The organism is Penaeicola halotolerans, assembly GCF_016464625.1.
GTDB lineage: Bacteria > Bacteroidota > Bacteroidia > Cytophagales > Cyclobacteriaceae > Penaeicola > Penaeicola halotolerans.
In genome coordinates this window covers 1-228 of sequence record NZ_JAEAGO010000267.1, presented here as the reverse complement: position 1 = coordinate 228, position 228 = coordinate 1, and the positions used below count along the sequence as shown (strand labels likewise).

The following is a 228-nucleotide window of genomic DNA, read 5'->3' as shown; positions in this document are numbered from 1 at the left end:
CAAAAAAAGCCCTCAGCGCAATGGACAGTATTTACGGAGATAGATAATATGGACCATATGGATTTAAAGATGCATTTAATCCAACTTACATATATGGCGTAACAAATGCAGCTGGCTGGATCGCAAAAGATTATCTAGATATTGATCAAGGTCCAATCTTATTGATGATTGTCACCCACGAATCAGGATTGATTTGGTCATTGTTGAAGAAAAATCCCTATATTCGAA

Annotated in this window: 1 pseudogene; it reads left to right on the top strand. The window is 36.4% G+C overall.

What is annotated here, in order from left to right:
• Positions 1-59 precede the first annotated feature (59 nt).
• Positions 60-228 (top strand): annotated as a pseudogene (locus I5349_RS14350) (glucoamylase family protein); the annotation flags it as partial.